We start from the raw sequence: 23,161 nt of genomic DNA, 5'->3' as shown, positions 1-23,161 counted from the left end.
AGACTCCGGCACCATGGCCGAGCAGCAGCCGCCGCCCCGGCGGGAGATCGTCACCGGCGTCCCGCGCGGCGCCCGCCGCCGTCCGCCCGCGCACACCCCCGCCCGCTCGGAGATCTCGGAGCAGACCAGCCTCGGCGCCACCTACGTACGGGCCCTGATGCGCAGCCAGCTGCGCGCGGGGCTGGCGGCGCTGGCCGTGCTGGCCTTGGTGCTGGGGCTGCTGCCGCTGGCGTTCCTGCTGCCCCGGCCGGCGTCGGGCCCGCTGGTCTGGGTCGCGCTCGGGCTGGCGGCGTACCCGGTGATGTGGCTCATCGCCCGCTGGTACGTGGGCCGGGCCGAGCGCAACGAGGCCGACTTCACGGGCCTGGTCACGGACCCGTCCGAGCCGGCGTAGGCCGGCGGCCCACCCCTAGAACAGGTGCATCGCCAGGTGCCCCAGCGGCAGTCCGAGCTGCCAGGCCGGGGTCCAGACGCGGGCGTTCTCGTCCAGGGCCGGCGGGCTGTCCGAGCCGCCGTGCCGACCCGGGTCGAGGTTGGTGGCGAAGAGCTCCGTGTGGTCCAGCCAGCGCCACGCCGCCCGGGCCAGTTCGAGGTCCGGGTCCTCGCCGCGGCCGCGCTCGCGGGCCTCCTCGCCCAGCGCGAGGAACCGGGTGTGGACCCAGTCGCGCCAGGGGTGCCCGTACGCCGTCAGGGAGAGCCACTCGTCGAGCTGGGAGACCACCCGGATCCCGGACAGTTCGCCGGCCGCGTCCGAGAGGTAGATCGTCAGCGCGAGCGTGTCGCGCCCGGCCCGGAACTCCAGCGTGCTGGCCGGGATCAGCCGGCCCGTGCGCAGCAGCTCGTCGGCGATGTACTCGGCGTAGAGCCACGCCATGGGGACCGCCAGTCCGCCGTCGCTGGTGCCGTTCATACCCTCGGGCTGCACCGTGCCACCCTCTCCCGCGTGTCGAGCCTGCCGCCGTCATCCCCGAGCCTTCACCGGAGGGCTCGCGCAACGGGGGATGTTTACTCAACTTGCACGGACTGGTGCCGATATCGGTGTGCTCCGTGTCCGGATCGTGTGCATCGCGGGCGTTCCTTGAGTGTTTCTCCACCGTCCCTGCGGCGGTCCCGGCGTCGCCCGGGCGCGGCTCAGGCGCCGAGCCCGTACCCCTGGAGCCCCTTCCGCAGGGCGCGCAGGGCGTAGTACGTGCGGGACTTGACCGTCCCGGCGGGTATGCCGAGCTCCGCCGCGGCCTCGGCCACCGAGCGGTCCTGGAAGTAGACCTGCACCAGCACGGCCCGGTGCTCCGGCCCCAGGCTGCCCACCGCCCGCCGGACGTCGATCGCGGTGACCGACCCGGCCACCGCGTCCTCGGGGGCCGGTGCCTGCTCCAGGCCGTCGGGGTCGACCTCCTGCGGCCGCGCCAGCCGTGCCCGGCGGGCGTCGATCGCCAGCCGCCGCGCCACGGTGAACAGCCAGGGCCGCATGGACTCGTGCCCGGTCGTCAGCACCTCCGGGTGCTGCCAGACGCGTACGAGGGTCTCCTGGACGAGGTCCTCGGCCCGCTGGGCGTCCCCGTTGGTGAGGCCGAGCAGGAATCCGAACAGGGCCCGCCCGTGTTCGCGCTGGAGTTCCGCGAGCGCCTGGGGTTCCGTGCGCTGGAGGGTGGGGGAGGGCGACACGAGTGGCTCCTTCCGGGTCCGGGGTCCGCTGGGCTGCCGGGCCGCGGGCCCCCGCTGCGGGCCGGGCCGCGCGCCGGGCCGTGGGGCTCGGGCCGTGGGCCCGGGCCTGGGGCCCGGGCTGTCGGCGTTCCCCTCACCCTCACCTGCACGGAGCCGCCCGGGAACTGTCCGGCGGGGGCGTTGCGCCCAAGGCCCCGGGTCGTCCGGTGGGCGGCCGCGCCGGGCGACGAACGGTCGAACGGCGCGGCGAACGGCCATCGGCCGTCGGGGTGGCGCACGGCCGCGGGGCGGTGCCGCTCCTTGACTTGAAGGCCCTTCTCCTATGGATTTCGGTTGATCCGACAGTCCTATGAACGGGAGCTGGGACAGATGACCAAGCGCACCCGGCGGGCCCTCGCCCTGCTGACCGCCCTGCTGCTCCCGGCGTCGGCGGCGGCCTGCTCCGCCACCGGGGACCGCACCCCGGCCCGCCTCGGCTCCAGCGCCGCCGGGGCCCCCGCAGGAACGGCCCCGGCCATCCCGTCCGCCGGCCGGGGGTTCACGCTGGTCGCGAGCGGGGACGTACTCCCGCACACCTCGGTCATCAAGCGCGCGGCGGCCGACGCGGGCGGCGACGGCTACGACTTCCGGCCGATGTTCTCCAAGGTCAAACCGGTCGTCACGGCGGCCGACCTCGCCCTGTGCCACATGGAGACCATCTACGGCGAGGACGACGGCCCCTTCAGCGGCTACCCCGCCTTCGTCTCCCCGCCCAGCGTCGCCGACGCCCTCAAGGACGCCGGGTACGACGGCTGCTCCACCGCCTCCAACCACACCCTGGACGACGGCGCCGAAGGGCTCAAGCGCACCCTCGACCGCTTCGACAAGGTCGGCCTCGGCCACGCCGGCTCCGCCCGCACCGCCGCCGAGGCGGCGCGGACCACCCTCTACACCGCCGGCTCCGCGAAGGTCGCGCACCTCGCGTACACCTACGACACCAACGGCTACCCCATGCCCGACGGACAGCCGTGGGCGGTCAACCTGATGCGCCAGGACGAGATCCTCGCGGACGCCCGCGCGGCCCGGAAGGCAGGGGCGGACGTGGTGCTGGTCAGCATCCACTGGGGCACCGAGTGGCAGACCGGACCGGACGAGACCCAGCTCTCGCTGGGCAGAGCGCTCACCGCCTCGCAGACCGGCGGACGCCCCGACATCGACATGATCCTCGGCACGCACGCCCACGTCCCCCAGGCCTACGAGAAGGTCAACGGGACCTGGATCGTCTACGGGATGGGCGACCAGGTCGCCGGCGAGATGTACAACCACTCCGGCGCGCGCGACATGCGCGGCAACTACGGCTCCATCGCCCGCTTCACCTTCGCCCCGCCCGCCGCCGCCGGACAGCGCTGGCGGGTGACCGGGGCCGAGTTCGTCCCGCAGATGATGGACCTGTCGATCGGCAGGGTCGTCAACCTGCCCGCCGCCCTCGCCGAGGACCCGGGCGAGGAGGAGTACGAGAGCGCCGACGAGGCCGTCACCGAGGCCGTCCTCAGCCGCGGCGCCGCCAAGGACGGCCTCAAACGCGCCGGGTAGAGCAGGCCGCGGGCACCGCGGGCCCCGCAGGCATCGAGGCCACCGCAGGCATCGCGGGCCCCGCAGGCATCGCGGGCACTGCGGGCACCGCGCAGGACTTTCGCGGCACCCCCTACGGGACGACCGTCACCGGCCAGCGGCCCGCCTTCACCAGGCGGACCGCGACCGACCCCACGATCCGGTGGCCGGCCTGCTCGGAGGCGCCCACCACGACCGCGTCCGCCCGCAGCTCCTCCGCGGCACCGACCAGCCCCGCGTAGGGGTCGCCGCGGAAGGTGTGGAACTGCCAGCGCACCTCGAAGATGCCCTTGAGGCGCTCGGCCGAGGCCCGGATCTCGGCCACCAGCCCCTCGGCGATCTCCCCGGTCGTGTCCGCCACCGGCGCGCCCAGGGCGGCCCCGGCGGCCAGCACCGGCTGGACGTACACCAGGGCCAGCAGCGCGTTCTGCCGCCGGGCCAGCCCCGCCGCGTAGGCCGCCGCCCGCAGCGAGGACTCCGAGCCGTCAACCCCGGCGAGGATCACCTTCGGCCCGTCGGTGCCCCGCTCGAATCCCGTGTCCACGTGCTCCGTCACCCTCCCGAGGCTATCGGGTTCGGCGAGCGGACCCGCGCGGCCCTCCCTACAGTGCCAAGCATGAGTGCCACGCTGGAGGAGACCCGGGGGACCCGCAATCGCTTCCTGCACCGGGTCCCGGACGCCTCCGGGGCGTTCTTCGGGACCCTGGGCCTGGTGTGCGCGCTGCTGGCGCTGTCCCCGACGCTGCGCAGACTGCTGCGGCCCGTGGTGCGCTTCCTCGACGACTTCGTGGTGCCGGTCAGCGAGAACCTCGCGTACGCCGTCTTCCTCTTCCTCCTCGCCGCCGCGCTCGGCACCCGCAAGAAGATCGCCTGGTGGATCGTCGTCACCTATCTGGCCCTGCTGATCCTGGTCGACCTGCTGATCATCGCCGACGGGGACTTCTGGGTCGGCGGTCCCTCGATGGTCCTGGCGGTGGCCGCCCTCGGCGTCCTCGTCGCCGCCCGCAAGGAGTTCTACGCGGCCTCGCGCCCCGGCGCCGTCTGGCGGGCCATGCTGGTGCTCGGCCTCGGGCTGCTCGCCGCGGTGCTCCTCGGCTGGGCGCTCGTCGCGCTCTTCCCCGGCACCCTGCCCAAGGGGCAGTGGCTGGACTGGGCCGCCAAGCAGGTCTTCGGCGGGCTCTTCTCCGCCCGGCAGTTCGACGGCCACCCGCCCCGCCCCCTCTACTTCCTGCTCGGCCTGTTCGGCGCCCTCGCCCTGCTGAACGCGGCCGCGACCCTGTTCCGCTCGCAGCGGCTGACCGCCGCCCTGCACGGGGACGAGGAGCCCCGGATCCGGGCGCTGCTGGGCGCCTACGGACGGGCCGACTCCCTCGGCTACTTCGCCACCCGGCGCGACAAGGCCGTCGTCTTCGCCCCGAACGGCAAGGCCGCCGTCACCTACCGGGTGGAGGCCGGGGTCTGCCTGGCCAGCGGCGACCCGGTGGGCGACCCGGGCGCGTGGACCCCGGCCATCGACGCCTGGCTCGGCGTCGCCCGCCGCTACGGCTGGCAGCCGGCCGTGATGGGCGCCTCCGAGGACGGGGCGACCGCGTACGCCCGCTCCGGCCTGAGCGCCCTCCAGCTCGGCGACGAGGCCATCCTGCACGTCGCCCACTTCGACCTCGACGGCCGCGACATGCGGGTCACCCGGCAGGCCGTCAACCGGGTCAGGCGGACCGGCGCCACCACCGCCATCCGCCGCCACTCGGCCCTCACCGAGGAGGAGATGCGGACCATCGTGGACCGGGCCGACCACTGGCGCGACACGGAGACCGAACGCGGCTTCTCCATGGCCCTGGACCGGCTCGGCGACCCCGAGGACGGGGACTGCCTGCTGGTCGAGGCCTTCGACGCGGGCGGCGAACTGATCGCCCTGCTCTCCTTCGTCCCCTGGGGCAGGGACGGCATCTCCCTCGACCTGATGCGCCGCGACCGCGCCGCCCCCAACGGGGTCATGGAGTTCATGGTGGCCGAGCTCTGCGCGGCCGCCCCCGGCCTCGGCGTGCGCCGCATCTCCCTCAACTTCGCCGTGTTCCGCTCCGCCTTCGAGGAGGGCGGGCGGATCGGCGCCGGCCCGGTGCTCAAACTGTGGCGCCGGCTGCTGCTGTTCTTCTCCCGCTGGTGGCAGCTGGAGGCCCTGTACCGCTCCAACGTCAAGTACGGCCCGGAGTGGTACCCGCGTTTCCTGTGCTACCAGGACGCCGGCTCACTGGCCCGGGTCAGCCTCGCTTCCGGCATCGCCGAGGGCTTCGTCTCCGTACCCAGCATGCGCAAGCTCTGGGGCAACGGCCACGCCAGGGGCCTCACCGCCCCCGCCAACACCGCCGGGCTGCCCTCCATCGACTCGCTGCGCCTGGACCTCGCAGGCGAGGAAGGCGACCGGGCCCCCGCCGAGCGGATGCCCGAACAGGTCCGGGTCCGGCACGCCAAGCTGGAGCGCATCCGGGCCGCCGGAACGGACCCCTACCCGGTCGGAATCCCCCAGCGCACCCACACCGCCGCCGCCCTCCGGGCCGCCCACCCCGGCCGCACCCCCGGCGCCCGCACCGGCGAGCAGGTCACCCTCGCCGGGCGGGTGATGGTCGTGCGCGACCTCGGGGGCGTGGTCTTCGCCGTGCTGCGCGACTGGACCGGCGACGCCCAGCTGATGTTCACCCGCGACGAGTCCGGCCCCGGCGTGCTGGACGCCTTCACCTCCCAGGTCGACTTCGGCGACCACGTCGTCGCCACCGGAGAGGCCGGCGCCAGCCGTAGCGGGGAGCCGTCCGTCGTGGTCGGCTCCTGGCAGCTCACCGGCAAGTGCCTGCGCCCCCTGCCCGACAAGCGCAAGGGCCTGGCCGACCCGGAGGCCCGGGTCCGGCGCCGCTACCTCGACCTCGTCGCCAGCCCCGACGCGCGGGACGTCGTACGTGCCCGCTCCAGCGCCGTGCAGGCCCTGCGCCAGGGGCTGCTGGACCGCGGCTACCTGGAGGTCGAGACCCCGATGCTCCAGCAGATCCACGGCGGGGCCAACGCCCGGCCGTTCCGCACCCACATCAACGCCTACGACCTCGACCTGTACCTGCGCATCGCCCCCGAGCTGTACCTCAAGCGGCTGTGCGTCGGCGGCATGGAGAAGGTCTTCGAGATGGGCCGCACCTTCCGCAACGAGGGCGTCTCCTACAAGCACAACCCCGAGTTCACGATGCTGGAGGCCTACCAGGCCTTCGCCGACTACGACGTGATGCTCGACCTCACCCGGGAGCTGATCCAGGGCGCCGCCACGGCCGCCTTCGGCTCGCCGGTCGTGCACAAGGCCGGCCCCGACGGCAAGCTCGTCGTCCACGACATCTCCGGGCCCTGGCCGGTCAAGACGATGTACGGGGCCATCAGCGAGGCCCTCGGCGAGGAGGTCGACGCCGACACCGAGGAGCACGTGCTGCGCGTGCTGTGCGACCGGGCGGGCGTCCCGCACGGCCCCGACGACACCCGCGGGGACGTGGTCCTGGAGATGTACGAACGGCTCGTGGAGGAGCGGACGCAGCTGCCCACCTTCTACAAGGACTTCCCGACCGAGGTCTCCCCGCTCACCCGGCAGCACCGCGAGGACCCCCGGCTGGCCGAACGCTGGGACCTGGTGGCCTTCGGCACCGAACTGGGCACCGCCTACTCGGAGCTGACCGACCCCGTCGAGCAGCGCCGTCGGCTGACCGCCCAGTCGCTGCTGGCGGCGGGCGGCGACACCGAGGCGATGGAACTCGACAACGACTTCCTCGACGCCCTGGAGTACGCGATGCCGCCCACCGGCGGACTCGGCATCGGCGTCGACCGGCTGGTCATGTTCCTCACGGGCCTCACCATCCGCGAGACGCTGCCGTTCCCCCTGGTGCGACAGGGCTGACCAGCGGGGCGGCTGGTCCGAGGGGGTGACGGCGGTGGGGGGCGTCCGCGCCTCTCGACATCTCCGGCGATGTCGTTGATACGTAGTAATAATGAAAAATGACGAGCCGACAGTGGGACGACGCGTGCTCCTGCGTACCGCCGTCCTCCTCGGAATCGCCGCCGCCTCCGGACTGCTCAGCGCCGGCGAGGACGGCCCCCAGGGCGGGGCCACGGCCGGCGCCCCCGCGCCCGGCACCCCCGCGCCCGCCCCGGGAGCCCCGGGCCTGCGCCCCGCAGGGCCCCCGGACAAGTCCTACCGGCTGCGGCCCATGACCGCCGAGGCGCCCGCCGGGCCCCCCGCCGCCGCCAAGCCCGCCGTCCGCACCCGGCCCATCCTGGAACTGCCCGCCGGACCGGACACCGGCAACGCCATGGTGCTCACCTTCGACGACGGCCCCGACCCCCGCTACACCCCCGCCATCCTCGACACCCTCGCCCGCTACGGGGTCCGGGCGATGTTCTTCGTCTGCGGGGAGATGGCCACCGAGAACCGCGACCTGCTGCGCCGGATCGCCTCCGAGGGCCATGTCATCGGCAACCACACCTGGACGCACCCGCTCATCCCCAGACTCTCCCGGTCCGCCCTGGAGGCCGAGATCGGGCGCACGAGCGAGGTCGTGCACCAGGTCACCGGGCAGGCCCCGCTGTGGTTCCGGGCGCCCTACGGGGCGTGGAACCGGGCCGCCTTCGAGATCGGCGCCGAGCTGAACATGGAGCCGTTCGCCTGGACCGTGGACACCCTCGACTGGAAGGAGCCCGGGAGCGCCACGATCATCTCCCGGGTGCTGTCGGGCGCCGGGCCGGGGGTGGTCGTGCTGAACCACGACGCCGGCGGCGACCGCTCGCAGACCGTCAGGGCGCTGGAGGCGTACCTGCCGCAGCTGATGGGGCGCGGCTACCGGATGACGCTGCCGACCCGCTGAGGCCGGACGTCCGGCCCGCTCCCGCCGGGGGTGCGGGCCGGACGGTGGAGCGCCGCGTCAGTGGGCCGCCACCATCCGGGCGAAGACGACCACGTTGCCGTCGTAGCCCTTGGCCTTGGAGTAGCTGCCGCCGCAGGTGATCACGCGCAGCTCCGGGTGGCCGGTGTCCCCGTACACCCGGGAGCCGGGGAAGGCGTCCTTCGAGAACACCTCCACGCCGTACACCTCGAAGACCGCGGTCCGCCCGTCGTAGCGCTCCACCTCCACCCGGCTCCCCGGCTTGAGCGAGCCGAGGCCGTAGAAGACCGCCGGGCCCTGCGCGTTGTCCACGTGGCCCACGATCACCGCGGAGCCCTGCTGGCCCGGCGAGATCCCGTTGAGGTACCAGCCCGCCAGGTTGCGGTCCTGTGGCGGCGGGGCGTCGATCCAGCCCTGCGCGTCCAGGCCGACCGTCATCACCGGCGCGTCCACGTTGATCGCCGGAATCCGGATGCGCTGCACCGACGAGTGCTCCAGCACCTCCAGGTCCGCCGGCGGCCTGGGCGCCTGGGCCGGCAGGTGCTCCGCGCGCGCGACGGCCGCCGCGGCGGCCGGCTGCGGCGGGCCTTCCCCGGCGTTGGCCCCGTTCCTCATCATGGCGAGGCCGCTGAGCATGACCAGCGCGAGCACTCCCCAGGGGGAGCGTCTCCTCGGCCGCTGCTCGCACTCGTCCTCGGTCATGGCTCTCCCTTCCCGACGCGGGGGTCCCGACCCGCGTTCCAGTCCCTCCCCGGTACGCCCTTCTTCACGCACGCTAAGGGTGCACGCCCGGGACGGCGATCGGGGAAGGGCGAACGGGTGGTCGCGTCCGGTCGGGGTGCGTCCATCCAGGTATTCGTCACATAAATGCCTGACGGCTCATGACCTGCGGATCCGTCAGATGATCAGTGCGGGCTTCGGCGTGTCGCTCAACCGGGCGGCCCAAAGTCGGAAATGCGCTGGTTGCGCGGTGGCCCGAGGGTTCGTGATGGGAGGCGTTCTCGTCGATCTGCCCGGACCACCGCTCCGGGGCGCTTCCCGCTGGAGGTTCCATCATGCGTGTTCTGCGCGCTCTCACCGTGACGGCGGCTGCCTGCGCCGCGATCGGTCTCAGTGCCCCGTTCGCCACCGCGAACTCGCCGCAGGGCGGCGGCAACGGGCCCAGCAACGTCACCGTCAACCCGTACTCCGTGCACCAGGGCGCCTCGATGCAGGTCAGCGCCGCCGGCTGCGGCCACGGCGGCACGGTCTGGTCGAACGGCAACTTTCCGCAGACCAACCTCTCGGCCGGCTCCATCGGCTTCGCGACCGTCCGGATCTTCAACCACGCCTCGCCGGGCCACCACACGCTGTCCGTCAAGTGCCACGACAACAGCCTCGTCGCCACGCACCGGTTCACGATCCTGCCGGGCAACGGAGCACAGGGCGGCCTCGGCGGCTCCTTCGGCCCGTCCACCGCCGAGACGGCCATCGGCGCCGGCCTCGTCGGCGCCGCCGCGCTCGGCGCGGGCGCGCACGTGATCCGCCGCCGCCGTCCGGTCGGCTCCCGGGGCTGACGCGCCCCGTCGGCCGCGGCCACGGTACGCCCCGGGTCCCGGACCCGGGGCGGCCGGCCGGTGCCACGGCCGGGGTGCGGGGTCAGTGGGCGCGGGCCGGGCGGCGCCGGCGCACGGCGTACGCGGTCCCGCCCGCGGCGGCGGCGAAGAGCGCGGCACCCGCCCCCAGTTCCACGGGGTCCATCCCGGCCACGCTGCCGCCGAGGCCGCCGCGCACGCCGAGCGCGGCCGGGGTGCTGCGCTGGGCCGAGACCGGGGCCGAGGCGCGCGCGGTGGGCGTGATCCGGGCGGCCGGGGCGGTGCGCACGGCGGTGGGAACGGCCTTGGGGGGCGGGGTGGCCGCGCGAGTGGCCGTGGCGGTGGCCGTGGGGGCGGTGGCCGTGGCGGTGGCCCGCGGCCTGACTCCGAGGGTGGGCTCCGCGGACGGGGTGCGGCGGACGCCGGTGGTGGAGCTGGTGCTCGGCGTCGACGTGGCGCCGGTGATCGTGAGGTCGGCTGAGCCGTTCTCCCCGTTGCAGGTGAAGGTGACGGAGTACAGCGCTCCGCGCCGGGCGTCCCGGTCCACCGTGACCCGGACGGTCTGGCCGCGCGGGATGCTCACGGTGTCGAAGACGCCGGAGGAGGCGGTGGCGTACGCGGCGTCGCAGTCGCTGACCGAAAGGGTCACCTGGCCGCCGGGGGCGACCGTCGACGGGATGAGCGCGAAGGCGAAGGAGGTCACGGGCGCGGCCTGCGGAGCCGGAGCCGCGGGCGGGGTCCCGGGGGCCATGGCGGCGGGCGCGCAGAACGCGCCGAGCGCGATGAGGGCGCCGGCGCTGAGCAGGGCGGTGGCGGAGCCGCGTATCGCACTCATGGTCGGTCCTCCGGATCCCGAGGCGCACTCGCGCAGCGTTTGCGCAGGTGGGGGTCGTGCACCTCGTTGTCCGCCACGCTAGGCGTCGGGCCGGTGACCCGCGATCAGGAGCGGGCGAATGGGGCACGGCCGTAGGCCGAACCGGCGACGGCGGGCCCGCTCCCGGTTTCCCGGGAGCGGGCGCCCGTTCAGCTTTTGAGGTCCAGGTGCGGGAACTGGGCGAGGAACGGCTCCGCGGTGGCGGAGATGCCGCGCCCGAAGGGCGAGTCGAAGTCCCAGATGAGGAAGAGCAGGAAGGCGATCAGCGCGCTGAACAGGCCGGCCAGCAGCATCTCGCGGAAGGAGCGGCGGATCTGCAGGGTGAAGATCAGGCCCACCGTGACCAGGGCCCCGGCGATCAGCCCGAACCACACCACGCCGGGCATGGTGGCCCCGGCGCTCTGGCCGCGCGCGTTGCGGGCGTCGTCCACGAGCGCGACCTGGTCGACCAGCGGCTGGTACGCCTGCCCCTCGTGGTCGGTCTGCGGCACGTAGTCGGTGACGTCGCGGCGGATCTTCTCCAGCAGCTCCCCGCTGCGTTCGGTGACGTCCTCGCCGTCGGCCATCCGCTGCCACTCCGTGTCGACCACGTAGGTCACGTACGCGTCGACGTCGGCGCGGATCCTCCCGCGCACCTCGGCCGGGTAGACCTGGGAGCGGACGCTGATCTCGTGCAGGGCCTGCGCCTCCTGGCGCACGTACTCCTGGGCGGCCCCGCGGCCCTCCCAGACGCCCGCGATCGCCAGGCCCAGGACGATCGCGTAGATCACCCCGATCATCATCGTCATGTACTCGATGACGTCCGGGGTCTCGTTCGGATCGTCGTCCTCGCTGATCCTGCGGTGGTTGAAGAAGGCGATGGACAGCACCACGGCACACGCCGCGGCCATCGCGAGGGACAGGACGAGCCATTCCGACAAGATGACTCCCAATCGATGAGCGGTGGGTGCGGCCTAGCGCGGGCGCAGCGCGACGATCGCGAGCACGGCGGGGGCGGCGGTCATGAGGGTGAAGGTGACCGGGGAGACGTGGTGCTCCACCGGCTTGCGGGTGGGGGTGTGGTAGCTGGGGCGGGCGACGGGCTTGGGCTTGGGCGCGGGGGCCGGCGTCGGCGGGGGCGGTGGCGGTGGCTCGGGCTCGGGCGCGGGCGGGGGCGGCGCGGGCGCCTTGTACACCCGGGGCGGCGCGGGCGCCGGCGGCTTCGGGGCCGGTGCGGGCGGTGGCGGCGGGGCCGGGGCCGGCCGGGGCGGCTCGGGGGCCGGCTTCGGCGGCGGTGGCGGAGTGGGCTTCGGCGGCGGCTTCGGCGGCGGAGTGGGCGGCGGCGGAGGCGGTGGGGGCGGCGGCTTGGGTGTCGGCTTGGGCGGGCACGGCGGAGGAGGCGGCGGGCAGTCGTGCGCGTGGCCCTTGCCGCGGTGGCCGCAGGTGTGTCCGTGGCCGTGGCCGCCGTGATGTCCGCCACCCCGGCCGGCCCCGCCGCCGCCGCTTCCGGCGTACGCGTACAGCTCGACGACGCCCGTCCCGTCGGCGGTGCCGACCGTCGCGTAGGCGCAGCTATCGGCCACGGCCGGTGTGGCGGAAAGGGATGCCCACAGCAGGACCGGGATCGCCAGCATGCGTCTGGCTAAGGCTCTGTTCACCCCGGGAGCATGGGCCCGCGCGCGCCCGCGCACGCGAGGCCCGGTACCGGTTCGCCTGATCGGGTGGAGTGTGGAGCATAGATGTTTGAGCCAGCTGGGGACCGCTTCGCAGAGTTCGCGGTCGAAATCTCAAATGGTATTTGTCGGCTTCTTCTTCGCAGGTGGCGGGGGCCGCACGTGCCTTTGGTGTGTGACCAAGAACGGACCGCCAATTTCCGCTTTTGCTCGCCCTGTTGGGAAATGATCAGTACATTCGGCTCGGACAGCAGTCCGACCACGGCACGACGAGGCTTGGAGACCCCGATGGAACGCCCCGCCTGGGCCCCGCCAGGCATCGACATATCGGTGCCCAGTGTGTCCCGCATCTACGATTACTACCTGGGCGGCTCCCACAATTTCGAGGTCGACCGCCAGGCCGCCCGCCGCGCCATGGAGTTCATGCCGGGCCTGCCCAAGATCATGCAGGCCAACCGGGCCTTCATGCGCCGCGCCGTCCGGCACGCCGTGGCCGAGGGCGTCACCCAGTTCCTCGACATCGGCTCCGGCATCCCGACCTTCGGCAACGTCCACGAGATCGCCCGCAACGCCAGCCCCGAGGCCCGCGTCGTCTACGTGGACCACGACCCGGTGGCCGTCGCCCACAGCCGCGCCGTCCTGGCCGGGGACGACCGCACCGGCGTCGTCCCCGCGGACCTGCGCAAGCCGCAGGACATCCTCGGCTCCGCCGAGGTCGGCCGGCTGCTCGACCTGGAACGGCCCGTCGCGCTGCTGCTCGTCGCCGTACTGCACTTCCTGGAGGACACCGACCGGCCGTACGAGGCCGTCGCCGAGCTGCGCGACGCCCTGGCCCCGGGCAGCATGCTGATCCTCACCCACGCCTCCTACGAGGGCATCCCGCTCACCGAGGAGGTCGCGGGCGGCGCCGTCGGCGTCTACCGCGACATCCGCAACCCGCTCGTCATGCGCGGCCACGAGCAGATCACCGGCTTCTTCGACGGGTTCGAGCTGCTGGAGCCGGGCCTGGTGTCCATGCCCGACTGGCGCCCCGAGGACACCGGACCCCTCGCGGACGGCGAGGCGCCCGAGGATCCGTACGCCTTCTCGGGCTACGGCGGCGTGGGACGCAAGGCGTGAGACTCCCCGCCCCGACGCCGCCGCCCGCCGGCCCGCGCCCGGCCGGCCCCGCCTCCGCGACGCCCGCCCACGGCACCCCCGCCCCCGCTCCCGGTGCCGGCTCCGCCCCAGCCGGGGCTGGGGCCGCCGGACGGCGGGTGCCCCCGCAGGCCACCCCGGACCCCGCCCAGCAGCCCGGCCCGCCCCAGGGCCGGGCGTCGGTGCGTGAACTGCGCAGCGGCCTGGAGGACCGGATCGCCCGCTTCGCCACGATCTGGGGCCGGGCGATCTTCCCCGTCACGGCGACCTCCCTGACCCGCCCCGAGTTCGAACAGCACCTCGTCCCCCTCGCCCGGACCCTGACCGAGGCCCTGCACGCCCGCCCCTTCGACGCGGGCGTCGCCCAGGGCGTGGGCGCCGAGCTCGTCGCCGTGCACTGCACCGACCCGGAGGCGCTCGCGGGCACCCTCGGGGTGGTCGAGTCCTACCTCGTGCTCTACTGCGGGCCCGACGGCGCAGGGACCGAGGGCAAGGAGGAGTACCGCTCCCGCTGCGCCCGGCTCCAGCACGGCATAGCCGCCGGCTTCGCCCGCGCGCTGCGCGAGCGCACCCTGCGGGAGCAGGAGGCCATCGCCCGCTCCGCGCTGACCGCCCGCAGCGACGCCCAGCAGGCCCTGCACGCCAGCGAGGAGCGCTTCCGGGCGGTCTTCGAGGGCGCGGCCGTCGGCATCGGCATCGCCGACCTCGACGGCAACGTCCTGGAGGTCAACGACACCCTGCTGAAGATGTTCGGCGGCCTGGAGGGCCACGTCCGCAGCCGCAACGTCAGCGAATGGGGCCACCCCGACGACACCCCGCACGTCTGGCGGATGTACGGGGAGCTCGTGCGCGGGGAACGCGAGCACTACCGCGTCGAGAAGCCCTACTACCGCCACGACGGCACCGTGCTGTGGACCAACCTGACGGTGTCCCTGCTGCGCGACGCCGACGGAGTGCCCCAGTACCAGCTGGCCCTGATGGAGGACACCACCGAACGCCGGCTGCTCAACCTCCGGCTGCGCTACGAGGCCACCCACGACGCGCTGACCGGCTTGCCCAACCGCACGCTGTTCTTCGAGCGGCTGGAGAAGGCCCTGGGCGGCGCCCCCGGCAGCCGCTTCGGCCTGTGCTACCTCGACCTGGACGGCTTCAAGACGGTCAACGACAGCCTCGGCCACTCCGCGGGCGACCGGCTCCTCGTCGAGGTCGCGGACCGGCTGCAGAGCTGCGCCACCGGGCCGGGCGAGGTCGTGGCCCGCCTCGGCGGCGACGAGTTCGTCGCCCTCACCACCAGCCCCGCCGGCGGCACCGGCGAGGACCCCGGAGAGAAGGTGACCGACCTCGCGGTGCGCATCCTGTCCGCGCTCTCCACCCCCATCCGGCTGGAGGGCCGGGAACTGTCGGTGCGCGGCAGCATCGGCATCGTCGAGGGCCGCGCGGGGGAGCGCACCCCGGCGGAGGTGCTGCGCAGCGCCGACATCACCATGTACCGGGCCAAAGCGGCCGGCGGCAACCGCTTCGAGTTCGCCGACGCGGAGGCCGACGCCCGGGCCATCACCCGCCACGGCCTGACCAACGCCCTGCCGGCGGCGCTGGAGCGCGGCGAGTTCTTCATCGAGTACCAGCCCCTGGTGCACATGCACGACGGCAGCGTGCACGGCGCGGAGGCGCTGGTGCGCTGGTCGCACCCCCAGTACGGGGTGCTCGGCCCGGACCGGTTCATCCCGCTCGCCGAGCGGACCGGGCTGATCGTGCCGCTCGGCCGCTGGGTGCTGGAGGAGTCCGTCCGCCAGGCCCGCAACTGGCAGCGCCAGCACGGCGGGGCCGCCCTGCGCGTCAACGTCAACCTCTCGCCGACCCAGCTCCACCACCCCGGCCTGGTCGCCGACACCGTCCGGGTGCTGGAGGCCTCCGGGCTCGCCCCGGGCGCCCTGTGCCTGGAGGTCACCGAGTCTGCCCTGATCGGCGCCGACGACGAGCTCCTCGAACCGCTGCGCCGGCTCGCCGCGCTCGGCGTGGACATCGCCCTCGACGACTTCGGCACCGGCTACTCGAACCTGGCCAACCTGCGCCGCCTCCCGGTCAGCGTCCTGAAGCTGGACCGCTCCTTCACCCAGGGGATGCAGCAGCAGCCGGCCGACCCCGTGGACGTCAAGATCGTGGAGGGCATCGTCTCCCTGGCCCACAGCCTGGAACTGGCGGTGACCGTGGAGGGCGTGGAGACCGGCGCCCAGGCGGCCCAGCTCCGGGCCCTGGGCTGTGACACCGCCCAGGGCTGGTACTACGCCCGCCCCGGCGCCCCGGACCGGATCCACGCCCTCACCCTCTCGGACGCGGTCCCCACCCCCTGAGCCGGCCGGCCCCCGGCCGGGGTCCCGCCCGGGGTCCTGGCGGGTCAGCCCAGTCCGGCCTCCGTTCCCCGACCGGGCTCGCGCACCGCGGCCAGGACCCGCCGGTGCCGCTCGGAGGTGTCGGCGAGCAGCCGCGCGGCCGCCGGCAGCCGCTCGGCCTCGTACCCGTCGAGCACCGGCGCCCCGGCCTCCCCGGTCAGGGCCGCGCCCAGCGTCCGGCCCAGGGCCATCGCGTCCTGGATCCCGGTGTTCATCCCGAGCCCGCCGGCCACCGAGTGGACATGGGCCGCGTCCCCGGCCAGGAAGGCCCGGCCCACGCGCATCCGGTCGGCCATGCGGACGTTGACCCGCCAGGCGGAGAGCCAGGACGCTCCGGCGAGCCGTATCCCCTTCATCCGGGCGTGCCGGTCGAAGAGCCGCTGGAAGCCCTCCAGCGAGGGCGGCACCGGTTCGCCGTCGGCGTCCCTCTCGGGTGAGGCCTGGAGCTGGAACACCGGCGTCCCCGGTATCGGACAGAGCATCATGGCCCCGCCGTCCGAGGTGAACCACTGGTGCCAGACGTCCCGGCTCAGGTCCGGGGCCGTCACGTCGCCCAGCACCATCGTCCCGGTCTCCTCCGAGGTCCCCTCGAAGGCGATCCCGAGGAGCCCCCGGATCGTGCTCCGGCCTCCGTCGCAGCCGGCGAGGTACCCGGCGCGGACCGAGCCGCCGTCCGCCAGCCGCGCGGTCACCCCCTGCGGGTCCTGCTCGATCCCGGTGACCCGGGCACCGTGCTCCACCCGGACGCCGAGGGAGGCGAGGTGTGCGCGCAGGACGTCCTCGATCTGCCACTGGCCCAGGAACAGGATGTCCTTCAGCCGCGTGTCTTCGACCCGTGCCCCGTCGAAGTACTTGCGCAGCACCAGCTCCCGGCCCACCTCGGAGATCGGGCCGAGCAAGCCCAGATCCGCCATCGCGTCGAGGCCGTCCCGGTTGAGGCTCTTGCCGCGGGACTCGCGGTGCGGACGGGGCCGCTGGTCGAGCACGCGGACCGGGATGCCGCGGCGGGCGAGGTCGCAGGCCAGCGTGAGTCCGGTGGGGCCGCAACCCACGATCAGTACGTCGCTCATCGGAGTGTCCTCTCCTCGGTGCCGAATCGCTCGATGAACCAAGGAAAGCGCGACCCGGGCAAAAAAGCAACCGGGTCACGAAATTAACTGGGTCATTGTTTTGTGGTACGGTGGGGGCATGGAGAACATCACGGGTTCGCGCACGGGACTGCGCGAGAGCAAGAAGGCACGTACGCGGCAGCAGCTGGCCGCCACCGCACTCGAACTCTTCCTCGAACGCGGCTTCGACGCCGTGTCGGTGGCCGACGTCGCCGCGGCGGCCGAGGTGTCCAAGCCCACCCTGTTCCGGTACTTCCCGAGCAAGGAGGACCTGGTCCTCGACCGGTTCGCCGACCACCAGGACGAGGCGGCCCGGATCGTGCGCGAGCGTCCGGAGGGCCTGACCCCGGTCCGGGCGGTCCACGAGCACTTCCTGGCGGCACTCGCCGAGCGGGACCCCATCACCGGCCTCTGTGACCACCCGAACGTGCTCGCCTTCCAGGAGCTGCTGTACTCCACGGCCAGCCTGCAGACGCGGATCGCCCACTACACGGCAGGCGAGGTGGAAGCCCTGGCGGCCGCCCTGGAGGCGGAGGAAGTCCCCCCGTTCCCCGCACGGCTGGCGGCCCTGCACCTGGTGACCGTCCGCCACGAGCTGGGCCGGGAGAACTGGCGCCGGATCTCCGCCGGCCAGAGCGCCGACGCGGCCTACCCCGCGGCCGTCGCCGAAGCGGACGGGGCCTTCGCCATGCTGGCCGACGGTCTCGACCGGACCCTGGGCCCGCTCATACCCTCCTGACACCGGCGGACGGGACCGCCGAAAAGCCGGTCCGCGGAGGCGGGCGAGCGCAGGGTCGCCAGGTATGTCACCGAACTGGTGGGGGCGTTGGAGCGCCACGGCAACCGGCCGGCGCCCGGCCCCGGTCCCGGGCCGCTCAGCCCCGGCCCCCGGTCGTGGGCCCCGGTCGTGGGCCCCGGCCGCCGGCTCCTGGTCGTGGGCCCCGGCCGCCGGCCCCACGGTCCGGCCCCCGGCCCCCGTGAGCAGCGCGCCCGTTCGGGCGTGGGGCGCCGGCCGGGCGGTCAGTCGCCTACCAGCATGCGCTTCAGTTCGCGGGCCGCCCGTGGGGGTGCCACGTCCGTGCGGTGGGCCAGGGCGATGGTGCGGCGCAGCGGGGATCCCGCGAGGCGGGTGGCGCGCAGGCCCGGCCCGGCGTGCTCCACCACCATGGCCGGGACCACCGCGATGCCCAGCCCGGCCCGGACGAAGCCGAGGACCGCGTCCATCTCCCCACCCTCCACCGTGAACACCGGCTCGAACCCGGCGGCCCGGCACGCCGCCACCGTCAGGTCCCGCAGGTCGTAGCCGTGGCGGAACATCACCATCGGCTCCCCGCGCAGGTCGGCGATGGCCGGCTCCCCGCCGCCCGCCGGGGGCGGGAGGTCCGCGGACGAGACCACCACCAGGTCCTCCGTCAGCAGCTCCACCGTGGTCAGGGAGGGGGCCGAAGGCGGTAGCGGCAGCGCGATCAGGGCCAGGTCCAGCACCCCGCGCGCGAGTTCCCGTACCAGGTCCAGCGAGCCGCTCTCCTCGATCAGCAGCTCGATGCCCGGGTGCGCCGCGTGGAAGGCCCGCAGCACCCCCGGCAGCAGGCCGGTGCACACGCTCGGGGTCGCCCCCAGCCGCACCCGGCCGCGCCGCAGCTGCGCCAGCTCCTGCACCTCCAGCCGCGCCGTGTCCGCGTCCGCGAGGATCCGCCGCGCCAGCGGCAGCAGGGCCTCGCCCGCGTCCGTGAGCGCGATGTTCCCGCGCGCCCGGCTGAACAGCTCGGCGCCCAGCTCCCGTTCGAGCGCCTTGATCTGCTGGGACAGCGAAGGCTGCGCCACGTGCTCCCGTTCGGCTGCGCGCGTGAAGTGCCGCGTCTCGGCGACGGCCACGAAATAGACCAGCTGCTGGAACTGCATGCCCCCAGGCTAACGCCACCCATAGGCTTTGCCTATCGCGATCAGCTCCACCATGTCTTGGACCTCTCGGGACCTTGGTCCTTACCGTCAACGGCATGGCTCTGGCAACGCGGACGGATCGACGGCCGTCCACCACGCGCACGCTCTGGGACTCCACCGTCGGCAAGAAGTCCGTGATGGCCGCATCGGGCCTGGTGATGCTCGGCTACCTCGTCGCGCACATGCTCGGCAACCTGAAGATCTTCTTCGGGGCGGACGAGTTCAACGGCTACGCCCACTGGCTGCGCACCCTCGGCTCCCCGTTCCTGCACCACGAGTGGGCCCTGTGGATCGTCCGCGTCGTCCTGGTCGCCGCCGTCGTCGCCCACGCCGTCTGCGCCTACCAGCTCAGCCGCCGCGACATCAAGGCGCGCCCGGTCAAGTACGCCCGCAAGCGCCGCCGCGCGAGCTACGCCACCCGCACCATGCGCTGGGGCGGGATCATCCTCGGCCTCTTCATCGTCTGGCACCTCCTCGACCTGACCACGCTCACCGTCAACGAGCGGGCCTGGGCCGGCCACCCCTACGAGAACGTCCTGTCGACCTTCTCCACCTGGTACGGCAACACCGTCTACATCGTGGCCATGGCCGCCCTCGGCCTGCACGTCCGCCACGGCTTCTGGAGCGCCGCCCAGACCCTCGGCGCGGGCAACGCCCGGCGCGACCGGACCCTGAAGTCCCTGGCCGACGTCCTGGCCCTCGTCCTCTTCGCGGGCTTCGTGTCCGTCCCCGTCGCCGTCATGACCGGAGTGGTGAGCTGACCATGAGCACCGAGAACGGAACGTACGCCGAGAACGACACGTACACGGAGAACGGAACCCACACCGAGAACGGCGACCGCACCGAGTACGCCGCCTACACCACCGGCGACCCCGTCCGCGACACCAAGGCCCCCGGGGGCCCGATCGCCGAACGCTGGGACCGCCGCCGCTTCGAGGCGAAGCTGGTCAACCCGGCCAACCGCCGCAAGCACACCGTGATCGTCGTCGGCACCGGCCTGGCGGGCGGTGCCGCCGGCGCGACCCTCGCCGAGCAGGGCTACCACGTGGTCCAGTTCTGCTTCAGCGACTCCCCGCGCCGCGCCCACTCCATCGCCGCCCAGGGCGGCATCAACGCCGCCAAGAACTACCGCAACGACGGGGACTCCGTACACCGGCTCTTCTACGACACCGTCAAGGGCGGCGACTTCCGCGCCCGCGAGTCCAACGTCCACCGCCTCGCCCAGATCTCCGTGGAGATCATCGACCAGTGCGTGGCCCAGGGCGTACCCTTCGCCCGCGAGTACGGCGGCCTCCTCGACACCCGCTCCTTCGGCGGCGTCCAGGTCTCCCGCACCTTCTACGCCCGCGGCCAGACCGGCCAGCAGCTGCTGCTCGGCGCCTACCAGGCGCTGTCCCGGCAGATCGCCGCCGGCAACGTCGAGCTGCACGCCCGCACCGAGATGCTCGACCTGATCACCGTCGACGGCGTGGCCCGCGGCATCGTCGCCCGCGACCTGATCACCGGCAGCATCGACACGTACTACGCCGACGCCGTGGTCCTGGCCACAGGCGGCTACGGCAACGTCTTCTACCTCTCCACCAACGCCATGAACTCCAACGCGACCGCCGTCTGGCGGGCGCACCGGCGCGGCGCGTACTTCGCCAACCCCTGCTTCACCCAGATCCACCCCACCTGCATCCCGCGCACCGGCGACCACCAGTCCAAGCTCACCCTGATGAGCGAGTCCCTGCGCAACGACGGCCGCATCTGGGTCCCCAAGGCCAAGGGCGACACCCGCCCCGCCGCCGAGATCCCCGAGGCCGAGCGGGACTACTACCTGGAGCGGATCTACCCCTCCTTCGGCAACCTCGTCCCCCGCGACATCGCCTCCCGCGCCGCGAAGAACGTCTGCGACGAGGGCCGCGGCGTCGGCCCCGGCGGCCAGGGCGTGTACCTCGACTTCGCCGACGCCATCCGCCGCATGGGCCGCGACAAGGTCGCCGAGAAGTACGGCAACCTCTTCGAGATGTACGAGCGGATCACCGCGGAGGACCCGTACGAGGTCCCCATGCGGATCTACCCGGCCGTCCACTACACGATGGGCGGACTGTGGGTCGACTACGACCTCCAGACCACCGTCCCCGGCCTGTTCGCGATCGGCGAGGCCAACTTCTCCGACCACGGCGCCAACCGCCTCGGCGCCTCCGCCCTGATGCAGGGCCTCGGCGACGGCTACTTCGTGCTCCCCTCCACCATCAACGACTACCTCGCCCGCCACCCGCACCCCCAGCCGGTCGACGACAGCCACCCCGAGGCCGCCGCCGCGGTCCGCGAGACCCGCGACTGCCTCGCCAAGCTGCTCGCCGTCGACGGCGACCGCACACCCGACTCCTTCCACCGCGAGATCGGCGAACTCATGTGGGAGTACTGCGGCATGTCCCGCACCGAGGAGGGCCTGCGCAAGGCACTCGCCCGCATCCCCGAGATCCGCGAGGAGTTCTGGCGGCGCATCAAGGTCCCCGGCAGCGGCGAGGAGTTCAACCAGTCGCTGGAGAAGGCCAACCGCGTCGTCGACTACCTGGAACTCGCCGAGCTGATGTGCCTCGACGCCCTCCACCGCGCCGAGTCCTGCGGCGGCCACTTCCGCGAGGAGTCCCAGACCCCCGACGGCGAAGCCGCCCGCCGCGACGAGGAGTTCGGCTACGCCGCCGCCTGGGAGTACCAGGGCACCGGCACCGCCCCCGTCCTGCACAAGGAAGACCTCGTCTTCGAGTACGTCCACCCCACCCAGCGGAGCTACGCATGAAGCTCACCCTGCGCGTCTGGCGCCAGCAGAACGCCGACGCCCCCGGCGCCATGGCCTCCTACGAGGTCGACGGCATATCGAAGGACATGTCCTTCCTGGAGATGCTCGACACCCTCAACGAGGACCTCATCCTGCGCGGCGAGGACCCGGTCGCCTTCGACCACGACTGCCGCGAGGGCATCTGCGGCGCGTGCAGCCTCGTCATCAACGGCGACGCCCACGGCCCCGAACGCACCACCACCTGCCAGCTCCACATGCGCTCCTTCGCCGACGGCGACACCATCGACGTCGAACCCTGGCGGGCCTCGGCCTTCCCCGTGGTCAAGGACCTCGTCGTCGACCGCAGCGCCTTCGACCGGATCATCCAGGCCGGCGGCTACATCACCGCCCCGACCGGCTCCGCCCCCGAGGCGCACGCCACCGCCGTGCCCAAGCCGGCCGCGGACTCCGCCTTCGAACACGCCGAGTGCATCGGCTGCGGCGCCTGCGTCGCGGCCTGCCCCAACGGCTCCGCGATGCTGTTCACCTCCGCCAAGGTCAACCACCTGAACGTGCTCCCGCAGGGCTCGCCCGAGCGCGAGACGCGGGTGCTGGACATGGTGGCGCGGATGGACGACGAGGGCTTCGGCGGCTGCACCCTGACCGGCGAGTGCGCCACCGCCTGCCCCAAGGGGATCCCGCTGCCGTCGATCGCCGCGATGAACAAGGAGTGGCTCCGCGCCCTGCGCAAGGCCTGAGCGCGCACCCCGGTCCCGTACGGGCCGCCCTGGGCCGATCGGCTGACCCGATCCGCCGACCGGGCGCTCGTACGGGCCGTACGCCGTGCCGTGCCCCGGCCCGGTCCGGTGCGTGGGGTTCAGTGGACCCCATGCCCCAAGCCCCCGCCGGGTCCGGACCGCGCCGCCGCACCGCGCTGGCCGCCGCCCTCGCCGGCCTGGCCGCGGCCGGCTGCACGGCCGAGGACACCGCGACCCGCCGGAAGCCGCCCGGCCCCGCCCCCGGCCGGCCCGCCGACAAGGACGCCCTCGTCATGGTGATCCGGCACGCGGAGAAACCCTTCGCCGGAGCCACCGGCGAGGACGACGAGGGCAACGAGGATCCCGGCTTCCTCGCCGGCCGGGGCCGCCGCCGCGCGGAAGAGCTGCCCCGGCTCTTCGGCCCGGCCCACAGTGCCCGGCTGCCCCGGCCCGCCGCGCTGTACGCGACCGGCGGGCCGCGGACCGCCCCCGCCCGGTCCCGGCAGACCCTGGCGCCCCTGGCCGCCGCCCTGCGGGTCCCCGTACGCTCGCAGTTCGCGCTCGGCGCCGAAGCGGGGCTGGCGCGGGCCGTACTGGAAGCCCGGGCGCCCGTACTCGTGTGCTGGGAGGCCGCCGGGATCCCCCGCCTGGTCCACGCCCTCGGCGCGCACCGCGTCATCGGCGTCCCCGCCGCCTGGCCCGACCGCTACGACCTCGTCTGGACGCTCACCCGCACCCGCGGCACGTGGGCCTTCCGCGAACTCCCGCAGGCACTGCTGCCCGGCGACGCCTGACCCCGCCGC

21 protein-coding genes are annotated in these 23,161 nt (G+C 73.7%); 12 read left to right on the top strand and 9 right to left on the bottom strand.

The features are described 5' to 3' along the window. Positions 1-13 precede the first annotated feature (13 nt). Positions 14-394, top strand: a complete 381-nt coding sequence (locus tag ABD973_RS03285; RefSeq protein ID WP_125603427.1) for a hypothetical protein — start codon at positions 14-16, stop codon at positions 392-394. Positions 395-409: 15 nt separating this feature from the next. Here the strand turns inward: ABD973_RS03285 and ABD973_RS03280 are convergent, their stop codons facing one another. Together ABD973_RS03280 and ABD973_RS03275 are read right to left on the bottom strand one after the other, a co-directional pair. Then, positions 410-910: a hypothetical protein gene (locus ABD973_RS03280; protein WP_164721004.1), complete on the bottom strand. Its 501-nt coding sequence runs from the start codon at positions 908-910 to the stop codon at positions 410-412. Between the two features lie 221 nt (positions 911-1,131). Next, complete coding sequence (locus ABD973_RS03275) at positions 1,132-1,665, bottom strand: sigma-70 family RNA polymerase sigma factor (RefSeq protein WP_125603425.1); 534 nt, start codon at positions 1,663-1,665, stop codon at positions 1,132-1,134. Positions 1,666-2,034: 369 nt separating this feature from the next. Between ABD973_RS03275 and ABD973_RS03270 the strand changes: the two genes are divergently transcribed. After that, the gene (locus ABD973_RS03270) at positions 2,035-3,237 is read left to right on the top strand and encodes a CapA family protein (protein ID WP_345498309.1); all 1,203 of its coding nucleotides are present in this window, start codon (positions 2,035-2,037) and stop codon (positions 3,235-3,237) included. A gap of 112 nt (positions 3,238-3,349) precedes the next feature. Here ABD973_RS03270 and ABD973_RS03265 read toward each other — a convergent pair whose 3' ends face one another. Then, positions 3,350-3,811 carry a universal stress protein gene (locus tag ABD973_RS03265; RefSeq protein ID WP_125603423.1) on the bottom strand — a complete coding sequence of 154 codons (462 nt, stop codon included), beginning with the start codon at positions 3,809-3,811 and terminating at the stop codon, positions 3,350-3,352. Between the two features lie 60 nt (positions 3,812-3,871). Between ABD973_RS03265 and lysX the strand changes: the two genes are divergently transcribed. Beyond that, on the top strand, positions 3,872-7,174 hold the full coding sequence (gene lysX, locus ABD973_RS03260; protein WP_345498306.1) for a bifunctional lysylphosphatidylglycerol synthetase/lysine--tRNA ligase LysX: 3,303 nt from the start codon (positions 3,872-3,874) through the stop codon (positions 7,172-7,174). A gap of 91 nt (positions 7,175-7,265) precedes the next feature. After that, positions 7,266-8,138, top strand: a complete 873-nt coding sequence (locus ABD973_RS03255) for a polysaccharide deacetylase family protein (protein ID WP_125823314.1) — start codon at positions 7,266-7,268, stop codon at positions 8,136-8,138. Between the two features lie 57 nt (positions 8,139-8,195). Here ABD973_RS03255 and ABD973_RS03250 read toward each other — a convergent pair whose 3' ends face one another. Next, positions 8,196-8,858, bottom strand: coding sequence for a class F sortase (locus ABD973_RS03250; RefSeq protein WP_125605486.1), 663 nt, complete (start codon positions 8,856-8,858; stop codon positions 8,196-8,198). A 353-nt stretch (positions 8,859-9,211) separates the two neighbouring features. On the opposite strand from ABD973_RS03250, the gene ABD973_RS03245 reads away from it, so the two are divergent. Continuing rightward, entirely contained in the window at positions 9,212-9,712 is a 501-nt protein-coding gene (locus ABD973_RS03245; RefSeq protein ID WP_125605488.1) for a hypothetical protein, read from the top strand. Positions 9,713-9,794: 82 nt separating this feature from the next. Here the strand turns inward: ABD973_RS03245 and ABD973_RS03240 are convergent, their stop codons facing one another. The 3 genes from ABD973_RS03240 to ABD973_RS03230 form a co-directional block, all read right to left on the bottom strand. Next, positions 9,795-10,565 (bottom strand): hypothetical protein, encoded by a 771-nt coding sequence (locus tag ABD973_RS03240; protein WP_345498301.1) that lies wholly within the window; start codon positions 10,563-10,565, stop codon positions 9,795-9,797. A gap of 188 nt (positions 10,566-10,753) precedes the next feature. Continuing rightward, positions 10,754-11,524: a bestrophin-like domain gene (locus ABD973_RS03235; RefSeq protein WP_345498300.1), complete on the bottom strand. Its 771-nt coding sequence runs from the start codon at positions 11,522-11,524 to the stop codon at positions 10,754-10,756. A 33-nt stretch (positions 11,525-11,557) separates the two neighbouring features. Continuing rightward, positions 11,558-11,779 (bottom strand): hypothetical protein, encoded by a 222-nt coding sequence (locus ABD973_RS03230; protein WP_345498298.1) that lies wholly within the window; start codon positions 11,777-11,779, stop codon positions 11,558-11,560. A gap of 765 nt (positions 11,780-12,544) precedes the next feature. On the opposite strand from ABD973_RS03230, the gene ABD973_RS03225 reads away from it, so the two are divergent. Then, positions 12,545-13,375, top strand: a complete 831-nt coding sequence (locus tag ABD973_RS03225) for an SAM-dependent methyltransferase (protein ID WP_125823319.1) — start codon at positions 12,545-12,547, stop codon at positions 13,373-13,375. A gap of 200 nt (positions 13,376-13,575) precedes the next feature. Next, positions 13,576-15,744, top strand: a complete 2,169-nt coding sequence (locus ABD973_RS03220; protein ID WP_345504450.1) for a putative bifunctional diguanylate cyclase/phosphodiesterase — start codon at positions 13,576-13,578, stop codon at positions 15,742-15,744. Positions 15,745-15,788: 44 nt separating this feature from the next. Here the strand turns inward: ABD973_RS03220 and ABD973_RS03215 are convergent, their stop codons facing one another. Beyond that, positions 15,789-16,853 carry an FAD-dependent monooxygenase gene (locus ABD973_RS03215; RefSeq protein WP_345498292.1) on the bottom strand — a complete coding sequence of 355 codons (1,065 nt, stop codon included), beginning with the start codon at positions 16,851-16,853 and terminating at the stop codon, positions 15,789-15,791. A 118-nt stretch (positions 16,854-16,971) separates the two neighbouring features. On the opposite strand from ABD973_RS03215, the gene ABD973_RS03210 reads away from it, so the two are divergent. Then, positions 16,972-17,631, top strand: coding sequence for a TetR/AcrR family transcriptional regulator (locus ABD973_RS03210; RefSeq protein ID WP_125823321.1), 660 nt, complete (start codon positions 16,972-16,974; stop codon positions 17,629-17,631). A gap of 281 nt (positions 17,632-17,912) precedes the next feature. Here ABD973_RS03210 and ABD973_RS03205 read toward each other — a convergent pair whose 3' ends face one another. Next, entirely contained in the window at positions 17,913-18,794 is an 882-nt protein-coding gene (locus ABD973_RS03205; protein WP_125823322.1) for a LysR family transcriptional regulator, read from the bottom strand. A 95-nt stretch (positions 18,795-18,889) separates the two neighbouring features. Here ABD973_RS03205 and ABD973_RS03200 point away from each other — a divergent pair, with 95 nt between their 5' ends. From ABD973_RS03200 to ABD973_RS03185, 4 genes are all read left to right on the top strand, one after another. Further along, the gene (locus ABD973_RS03200) at positions 18,890-19,594 is read left to right on the top strand and encodes a succinate dehydrogenase (RefSeq protein ID WP_125823323.1); all 705 of its coding nucleotides are present in this window, start codon (positions 18,890-18,892) and stop codon (positions 19,592-19,594) included. Between the two features lie 2 nt (positions 19,595-19,596). Continuing rightward, positions 19,597-21,621: a fumarate reductase/succinate dehydrogenase flavoprotein subunit gene (locus tag ABD973_RS03195; protein WP_125823324.1), complete on the top strand. Its 2,025-nt coding sequence runs from the start codon at positions 19,597-19,599 to the stop codon at positions 21,619-21,621. Next, positions 21,618-22,358, top strand: coding sequence for a succinate dehydrogenase/fumarate reductase iron-sulfur subunit (locus ABD973_RS03190; protein ID WP_125823325.1), 741 nt, complete (start codon positions 21,618-21,620; stop codon positions 22,356-22,358). Before ABD973_RS03195 ends, ABD973_RS03190 begins: the two co-directional genes overlap by 4 nt. A gap of 131 nt (positions 22,359-22,489) precedes the next feature. Continuing rightward, positions 22,490-23,152, top strand: coding sequence for a hypothetical protein (locus ABD973_RS03185; RefSeq protein WP_345498287.1), 663 nt, complete (start codon positions 22,490-22,492; stop codon positions 23,150-23,152). Positions 23,153-23,161: the final 9 nt, after the last annotated feature.

The sequence above is a fragment of the Streptomyces racemochromogenes genome, from assembly GCF_039535215.1.
Classification (GTDB): Bacteria; Actinomycetota; Actinomycetes; order Streptomycetales; family Streptomycetaceae; genus Streptomyces; species Streptomyces racemochromogenes.
Note: the sequence above shows the minus strand (reverse complement) of the source record. Positions and strands in the feature narration are given on the sequence as shown.